Below are 7,762 nucleotides of genomic sequence, written 5' to 3' on the forward strand. Positions count from 1 at the left end.
GGCCCCACTCCCCCGCTCCGCCTCCGCGAGGTGTTCCGCCATGCCCCGATCCCCCAGCCCCACGCGCCGCTCCGCCCCTCTGGCCAAGGTCATCGGCGCCGGAGTCGTCGGCACCACCATCGAGTGGTACGACTTCTTCCTCTACGGCTCCGCCGCCGCGCTGGTCTTCAACAAGCTGTTCTTCCCCGCGACCGACCCCCTGGTCGGCACCATGCTCGCCTTCCTCACCTTCTCGGTCGGATTCGTGGCCCGCCCCGTCGGCGGAATCGTCTTCGGTCACTTCGGGGACCGGATCGGCCGTAAGAAGCTGCTCACCCTGAGCCTGATCCTGATGGGCGGCTCCACGTTCCTCATCGGCCTGCTGCCGACCTACGCCACCCTCGGCGCCGGCGCCGCCGCGGCCCTTGTCACTCTGCGGTTCGTGCAGGGCTTCGCGATCGGCGGGGAGTGGGGCGGCGCCGTGCTCCTCGTCGCCGAGCACGGCGGGCAGCGGCGGCGCGGCCTGTGGGCGAGCATGCCGCAGGCCGGCGCGCCGGCGGGCAACCTGCTGGCGACGCTGGTCCTTTGGACCCTGTCACTGACGCTCAGTCAGGAGGCTTTCCTGTCCTGGGGCTGGCGTCTGCCCTTCCTCCTGTCCGCGGTGCTCGTGGCGGTCGGGTACTGGATCCGGGTCTCGGTCGACGAGTCCCCCGCCTTCCGCGAGGCCCAGGCCCGCGCCGAGGCCGAGCGGGCCGCCGACGCCGGCCGGACGGAGCGCGCACCCCTGCTCCAGGTGCTGACCCGGCACCGCCGCGAGGTGCTGTGCGGGATGGCCGCCCGGCTGGTCGAGAACATCTCGTACTACATGCTCACCGCGTTCGCCCTCGCCTACGCCACCGACGCCCTCGGAATGCGGCGCGATCTGGTCCTCAGCGGGCTCATCGTGGCCAACGCCTGTCATCTGCTGGCCATCCCGGCGTTCGGCGCCCTGTCCGACCGGCTCGGACGGCGGCCCGTCTACCTCACGGGCACGGTGCTGATGGGCGCCTTCGGGTTCGTGATGTTCCCGCTCCTGGAGACCCGCGACGCCGTCGTGGTGACCGCGACCCTGGCGGCCGGCATGGTCGTGCACGCCCTGATGTTCGGACCGCAGGCAGCGTTCTTCGCCGAGATGTTCAGCACCCGGATCCGCTACTCCGGCGCCTCGTTCACGTACCAGGTCACCAACATCGTCGGCGGCGGCCTCGCGCCGATCATCGCCCTCTACCTCCTCGACCGCTTCGGCTCCTGGCAGCCGATCGCCGTCTACCTCGCCGCGGCCGCGGTCGTCTCGACCCTCGGCGTCCTGCTCGCCCGGGAGACGCGCGGCAGCGACCTGGAGGAGCCCGCCCGTCAGCACGTCGACGGCACCGAGCAGGCGCCCCGAACCATCGCCTCGCCCCTCGGCTGACCGAACGCGGCGCACCCTCCCCCCTTCACCCCTCAGATACCGAAGGACCCGACCGCCATGACCATCGAGCAGCACACCACCCCCCTGTCCGAGCACCACGTCGGTGACGCGCTCATGCTGATCGCCGGTGAGTGGACCGAGGCCGCGGACGGCTGGTGGATCGACGTCGAGAGCCCCCGTGACCGAACGATCCTCGGCCGGGTCCCGCGCGGCGGGGCCGAGGACGTCCGCAGGGCGGTGGACGCCGCGTCCCGTGCCTTCCCCGCGTGGCGGGATCTGCGGCCCCGCGACCGCGGCGAACTCTTCCGCCGGATCGCCGACGCCCTGGAGCCCGAGCAGGAACGCATCGCCCGGCTGCTCTCGCTGGAGAACGGCAACGCGATCCGCACCCAGTCGCGCGGCGAAATGCAGTTCGTCGTCGACGCCTTCCGCTACTTCGCCGGAGTCGCCGGCGAGGCCAAGGGCGAGAGCATCCCGCTCAACCCCCAGGTCCTGGACTACTCGCGGCGCGAACCACTCGGCGTCGTCGGCGCCATCGTGCCCTGGAACGCGCCGCTCATGCTCTCCGCGCTGAAGATCGCCCCCGCCCTGGTCACGGGCAACACCCTGGTCCTCAAGCTGGCCGAGGACGCGCCCCTTGCCGTCCTTGCCGTCGCACGGGTCTGCCAGGAGTTCCTGCCGGCCGGCGTGCTGAACGTGATCACCGGATACGGCTCCGAGGCCGGCGAGGCCCTCACCTCCCACCCCGCGGTCGCCAAGCTGTCCTTCACCGGCTCCACGGCCGTCGGCCGCCGGGTGATGGAGAAGGGCGCCGAGCGGATCGTCCCCGTGTCGCTCGAACTGGGCGGCAAGAGCCCGCAGATCGTGTTCCCCGACGCCGATGAGGACTGGGTGGTGGACGGCACGATCAGCGGAATGCGGTTCTTCCGCCAGGGCCAGTCCTGCACCGCCGGCTCCCGGCTGTTCATCCACGAGTCCGTCTTCGACTCCTTCGTCGGCAAGCTCGTGGACAAGCTGTCCGAGCTGGTCGTCGGCGACCCGGTCGACGAAGCCAGCGACCTGGGGACGATCGTCAACGCCCGCCAGTTCGACCGGGTCGGCGAATACATCGCCGACGGGATCGAGCAGCCCGGCGTGGACCTCGCGCTCGGTGGCCTGCCGCCCGCGGAGGGACCGCTCGCCCAGGGCTGGTACCACCGGCCCACGGTCTTCGCCAACGTCTCCAACTCGTGGCGGATCGCCGCCGAGGAGATCTTCGGCCCGGTGGTGTGCGCCATCCCGTGGCGGGACGAGACGGACGTGATCCGCATGGCCAACGACACCCACTACGGCCTCGCCGGATACGTCTGGACCCACGACCTGGGCGCCGCGCTGCGCACCGCGCACGCCCTGGAGGCCGGCTGGGTCCAGGTCAACCAGGGCGGCGGCCAGGTGCTGGGCCAGTCGTACGGCGGGTTCAAGCAGAGCGGCATCGGCCGGGAGTTCTCCCTGGAGGGCATGCTCGACAGCTACACCCAGCGCAAGCACGTCTCCGTCCACCTGGAGCGCTGAGCCATGACCACCACCGTCTCAGGTCCACTGGCAGGCGTGGTCGTGGTCGACCTCTCCCGCGCCCTGGCCGGACCCCAGACCGCCATGATGCTCGGCGACATGGGGGCCAGGGTCATCAAGGTCGAGGCCCCTCGCACCGGTGACGAGTCGCGCGGCTGGGGACCTCCGTTCGTCGGTCCCGAGGACGCGCCGGAGTCGACGTACTTCCTGTCCTGCAACCGGAACAAGGAGTCGGTGACCGCCGACCTCAAGTCCCTTGAGGGCGTCGACCTGTTGACCCGGCTGGTCCGGCAGGCCGACGTCCTCGTGGAGAACTTCCGGCCCGGCGTCATGGACCGGCTCGGCTTCTCCGCCGCTCGCCTCCACGAACTCAACCCACGCCTGGTGATCCTCTCCATCAGCGGCTTCGGCCACGACGGACCGCAGGGCGGACGCGCCGGCTACGACCAGATAGCCCAGGGCGAGGCCGGCCTGATGAGCCTCACCGGGCCGGACCCGCACAGCCCGACGAAGGTCGGGGTGCCCATCGGCGACGTACTGGCCGGGATGAACGGCGCGTACGGAGTGGTGTCCGCGCTGTACGAGCGCGAGCGCACCGGGCGCGGCAAGGTCGTGCGCACCTCGCTGCTCGCCTCGATCGTCGGTGTCCACGCCTTCCAGGGCACCCGGTACACGGTGGCCGGCGAGGTGGGCCGGGCGTCCGGGAACCACCACGTGGCGATCGCCCCGTACGGGCTGTTCCGCTGCGAGGGAGGGGCGATCCAGGTCGCGGCCGCCAACGACGCCCAGTGGGTCAGGTTCGCGGAGGTCCTCGGCCTGGACACCGCCGACCCCCGCTACGACAGCACTGTGCGGCGCGTGGCCCACCGGGACGAACTCGTCGCCGACATCGAGAAGGTGCTCCTGGAGCAGCCGGCCGCGCACTGGCTGCCGCTGCTCGATGCCGCCGGAGTGCCGGCCGGCGAGGTCCGCACGCTCGACCAGGTCTACGACTGCCCGCAGACCCGCTCGCAGGGCCTGGTCATCGAGGTCGACCACCCGTCGCTCGGCACCATCGAACTCCCTGGCCCTGCCGTCCGGTTCGACGAAGGAGGCCGGGCGCGACACATCGCCCCGCCCCGGCTCGGCGAACACAACGAGAGCGTCCGCGCCTGGCTGCATGGCCTGGACACCTGAGCAACGGCGTGGAGAAAGACGCAAGGGAAGAACGCACATGACAGCAACACCTCGTCCGTCCGAATCCGGGCTGCCCATCGAGCCCGTCTACGGGCCGGACGCCCTGGACGGGTGGGATCCCGACGAGAAGCTGGGCGAGCCGGGCTCGTACCCCTTCACACGCGGTGTCTACCCGTCCATGTACACCGGCCGGCCGTGGACGATGCGGCAGTACGCGGGCTTCGGCACCGCGGTGGAGTCCAACGCCAGGTACAAGCAGCTGATCGCCAACGGCACGATGGGCCTGTCCGTCGCGTTCGACCTGCCCACGCAGATGGGGCACGACTCCGACGCGCCCATCGCGCACGGCGAGGTCGGCAAGGTCGGCGTGGCGATCGACTCGATCGACGACATGCGGGTGCTGTTCGACGGCATCCCGCTGGACCAGGTCTCCACGTCGATGACGATCAACGCCCCCGGCGCGCTCCTGCTGCTCCTCTACCAACTCGTCGGCGAGGAGCAGGGCGTCCCGGCGGAGAAGCTGACCGGCACGATCCAGAACGACGTGCTCAAGGAGTACATCGCCCGCGGGACGTACATCTTCCCGCCGAAGCCCTCGCTGCGGCTGATCGCGGACATCTTCAAGTACTGCAAGGCCGAGATTCCGAAGTGGAACACGATCTCGATCTCCGGCTACCACATGGCCGAGGCCGGTGCCTCGCCCGCGCAGGAGATCGCGTTCACTCTCGCCGACGGCATCGAGTACGTCCGCACCGCGGTCGCCGCCGGGATGGACGTGGACGATTTCGCGCCCCGGCTGTCGTTCTTCTTCGTGGCGCGTACGACGATCCTGGAGGAGGTCGCCAAGTTCCGTGCCGCGCGGCGGATTTGGGCCCGGGTGATGAGGGAGGAGTTCGGCGCGGAGAACCCCAAGTCGCTGATGCTCCGCTTCCACACCCAGACCGCCGGCGTGCAGCTCACCGCGCAGCAGCCCGAGGTCAACCTCGTCCGCGTCGCCGTGCAGGGCCTGGCCGCGGTGCTCGGCGGCACCCAGTCGCTGCACACCAACTCCTTCGACGAGGCGATCGCGCTGCCGACGGACAAGTCCGCCCGGCTCGCGCTGCGCACCCAGCAGGTCCTGGCGTACGAGACCGATGTCACCGCGACCGTCGACCCGTTCGCCGGTTCGTACGTGGTCGAGAAGATGACCGACGACGTCGAGGCCGCCGCCCTGGAGCTGATGGCCAAGGTGGAGGAGATGGGCGGCGCGGTCGACGCGATCGAGCGCGGCTTCCAGAAGGGCGAGATCGAGCGCTCCGCCTACCGGATCGCGCAGGAGACGGACAGCGGCGAACGGGTCGTCGTCGGCGTCAACCGCTACACGATCGACGTCGAGGAGCCGTACGAGCCGCTGCGCGTCGACCCGGCGATCGAGGCCCAGCAGGCCGCGCGCCTGGCCGAGCTCCGCGCCGACCGTGACCAGGCCGCCGTGGACGCGGCGCTGGCCGCGCTGAAGAAGGCCGCGGAGGGCGCCGACAACGTGCTCCACCCGATGCGGGACGCGCTCAAGGCACGGGCCACGGTCGGCGAGGTCTGCAACGCGCTGCGCGAGGTCTGGGGCACGTACGTCCCGACCGACGCCTTCTGACCGAGATGCCGGAACAGGTGACACACATGACGACAACTCCCCACCCTCTTCGGATACTTGTGGCCAAACCCGGCCTGGACGGACACGACCGCGGGGCCAAGGTGATCGCCCGCGCGCTGCGGGACGCGGGCATCGAGGTGATCTACACCGGTCTGCACCAGTCGCCCGAGCAGATCGTGGAGGCCACCCTCCAGGAGGACGCCGCCGGGATCGGCCTGTCCGTCCTGTCAGGCGCCCATCTCACCCTCTTCGCCAAGGTCATCGAGCTGCTTGAGCAGCGGGACGCGGCCGACATCACGGTCTTCGGCGGTGGCATCATCCCCGAGGCGGACATCGCCCCGCTGGAGCGGATGGGCGTCGCCCGCGTCTTCACCCCCGGGACGGCGACGCACGACGTCGTGGACTGGGTCAGGGCGTATGTCGGCGGCGGGGTGCCCGCATGAGTACGAGCCGGATCGTGGCCGACGTGGCCGACGTGAGCGTGCTGCGCCACCCCACAGGCCAGGTCGTCCTGGACCGCGTGGACTGGCGGGTCCGGGCCGGTGAGCACTGGGCACTGCTCGGGCCCAACGGCGCCGGCAAGACGACCCTGTTGCGGCTGCTCGGCGCGCAGGGGCACCCCAGCAGCGGCACCGTGGACGTGCTCGGCCACCGGGTCGGCCGCGTCGACCTGCGCGAGCTGCGCTCCCGTATCGGCTTCGTCTCGCCGATGCAGGAGGTTCCGCACAGAGCGACGGCGCACACGGTCGTCCTGACCGGGGCGACCGGGACGGTGCAGCCGCTCTGGCGGGAGTACGACGCGGCCGCGCGCGAGCGGGCCCACGAGCTGCTGGCCGAGCTGAACTGCAAGGACCTCGCGGATCGACCCTACGGTGTGTGTTCCGGCGGCCAGCGTGCCCGGATCCTCATCGCACGGGCCCTGATGTGCGATCCGGCGCTCCTCCTGCTCGACGAGCCGTACAACGCGCTCGACCTGCCGTCGCGGGAGGACGTGATCGACGCGATGCAGGAACTGGCGTGGGCGCGGCCGGAGTTGGCGACCGTCACGGTCACGCACTATCTGGAGGAGCTGCCCAACAGCACGGGCCACTCGCTGCTGCTGCGCGAGGGCCGGGTGCAGGCCTGCGGCACGGTCGACGAGGTGCTGACCAGCGGTCGTCTGACGGCCTGCTTCGGACGGCCCGTCGAGGTCGAGCGGCGCGGTGGCCGCTGGGCCGCGCGCTCGGCGAGGCCCAGCTAGCCGCCAGTCTGTGGGCGTGGATCCGCCTCGGCAGCGGCTCAACCCGCGCCGCGAATCCAGCCGTCCATGGGGACGTCCTCACAGAGCCGGACCACGGGCTCGCCCGGGACGACGCGGCCGTCGTCCCGGGTGACCGTCTCGGTCGGGCCGGCGAGCCGGACCCTCACCCCGGGGTGTACGGCCTGCGGCGGGCCGTCGACCCGGCACCGTACGACGAAGCCTTCCGCCATGCGTACGGGCCACACGGCGTCCAGCACCGTGGGGCCGTATCGACGGGGCGCCACCACGCCCACGCCCTCGCTGCGCACCGGCATCAGTTCAGGGGACCAGCAGACCGGGCAGAGGAGCCGCCGGAAGGTCGTGCTGCGACACCAGGAACAGCGCTGGTAGAAGAGTTCCGCCGCGCCGCCCCCGTCCTGGGCGGACCGCTCGGGCCGTGACGCCGGCTCCTTTGTAGCTACTCGTGCGTAAAACACGATGCTCACTCTCTTCGGTTTTTCGAGATCCGCCGAATGCGGACGCGAAGGAGAAAGGCAACGTATTGCACTCGGCTCCATGAGAAAAGAGCGGAGTTCCCCCAGTTGGAGAGGCCCTGAACAATTCAGAAACACACTCCCTCTCCATGTGGAGGTGTTGCTGTGTCCCACAACACTCCATTGTCGGATCGCCCCCGCCGAGAGAAGCGACGACGCTGTCGCCTCACGCATTCCGGAGTCGCACATGCCCCAGACCCCCGCCC

At 70.7% G+C, this 7,762-nt stretch carries 7 protein-coding genes and 1 pseudogene; 6 read left to right on the plus strand and 2 right to left on the minus strand.

All coding sequences use genetic code 11. The features are described 5' to 3' along the window. The first annotated feature begins 40 nt into the window (after positions 1-40). From GUY60_RS30835 to GUY60_RS30860, 6 genes are read left to right on the plus strand one after another with little or no spacing between them, the layout of a single operon-like run. Positions 41-1,429, plus strand: coding sequence for an MFS transporter (locus tag GUY60_RS30835; RefSeq protein WP_161703781.1), 1,389 nt, complete (start codon positions 41-43; stop codon positions 1,427-1,429). 57 nt (positions 1,430-1,486) lie between these two features. Next, positions 1,487-2,980 carry an aldehyde dehydrogenase family protein gene (locus GUY60_RS30840; protein WP_161703783.1) on the plus strand — a complete coding sequence of 498 codons (1,494 nt, stop codon included), beginning with the start codon at positions 1,487-1,489 and terminating at the stop codon, positions 2,978-2,980. A 3-nt stretch (positions 2,981-2,983) separates the two neighbouring features. After that, positions 2,984-4,156, plus strand: a complete 1,173-nt coding sequence (locus GUY60_RS30845) for a CaiB/BaiF CoA transferase family protein (RefSeq protein WP_161703785.1) — start codon at positions 2,984-2,986, stop codon at positions 4,154-4,156. Between the two features lie 37 nt (positions 4,157-4,193). After that, positions 4,194-5,783, plus strand: a complete 1,590-nt coding sequence (locus GUY60_RS30850; RefSeq protein ID WP_161703787.1) for an acyl-CoA mutase large subunit family protein — start codon at positions 4,194-4,196, stop codon at positions 5,781-5,783. A 26-nt stretch (positions 5,784-5,809) separates the two neighbouring features. After that, complete coding sequence (gene icmB, locus GUY60_RS30855; RefSeq protein ID WP_161703789.1) at positions 5,810-6,226, plus strand: coenzyme B12-dependent isobutyryl CoA mutase small subunit; 417 nt, start codon at positions 5,810-5,812, stop codon at positions 6,224-6,226. Beyond that, positions 6,223-7,023 carry an ABC transporter ATP-binding protein gene (locus GUY60_RS30860; RefSeq protein WP_161703790.1) on the plus strand — a complete coding sequence of 267 codons (801 nt, stop codon included), beginning with the start codon at positions 6,223-6,225 and terminating at the stop codon, positions 7,021-7,023. The genes icmB and GUY60_RS30860 overlap by 4 nt, the downstream gene beginning before the upstream one ends. Positions 7,024-7,061: 38 nt before the next feature. Here GUY60_RS30860 and GUY60_RS39255 read toward each other — a convergent pair whose 3' ends face one another. Beyond that, on the minus strand, positions 7,062-7,337 hold the full coding sequence (locus tag GUY60_RS39255; protein WP_246235876.1) for a hypothetical protein: 276 nt from the start codon (positions 7,335-7,337) through the stop codon (positions 7,062-7,064). 12 nt (positions 7,338-7,349) lie between these two features. Further along, positions 7,350-7,745: pseudogene (locus GUY60_RS39820) on the minus strand (hypothetical protein); the annotation flags it as partial. Positions 7,746-7,762 lie beyond the last annotated feature (17 nt).

The sequence above is a fragment of the Streptomyces boluensis genome (assembly GCF_009908195.1).
Classification (GTDB): Bacteria; Actinomycetota; Actinomycetes; order Streptomycetales; family Streptomycetaceae; genus Streptomyces; species Streptomyces boluensis.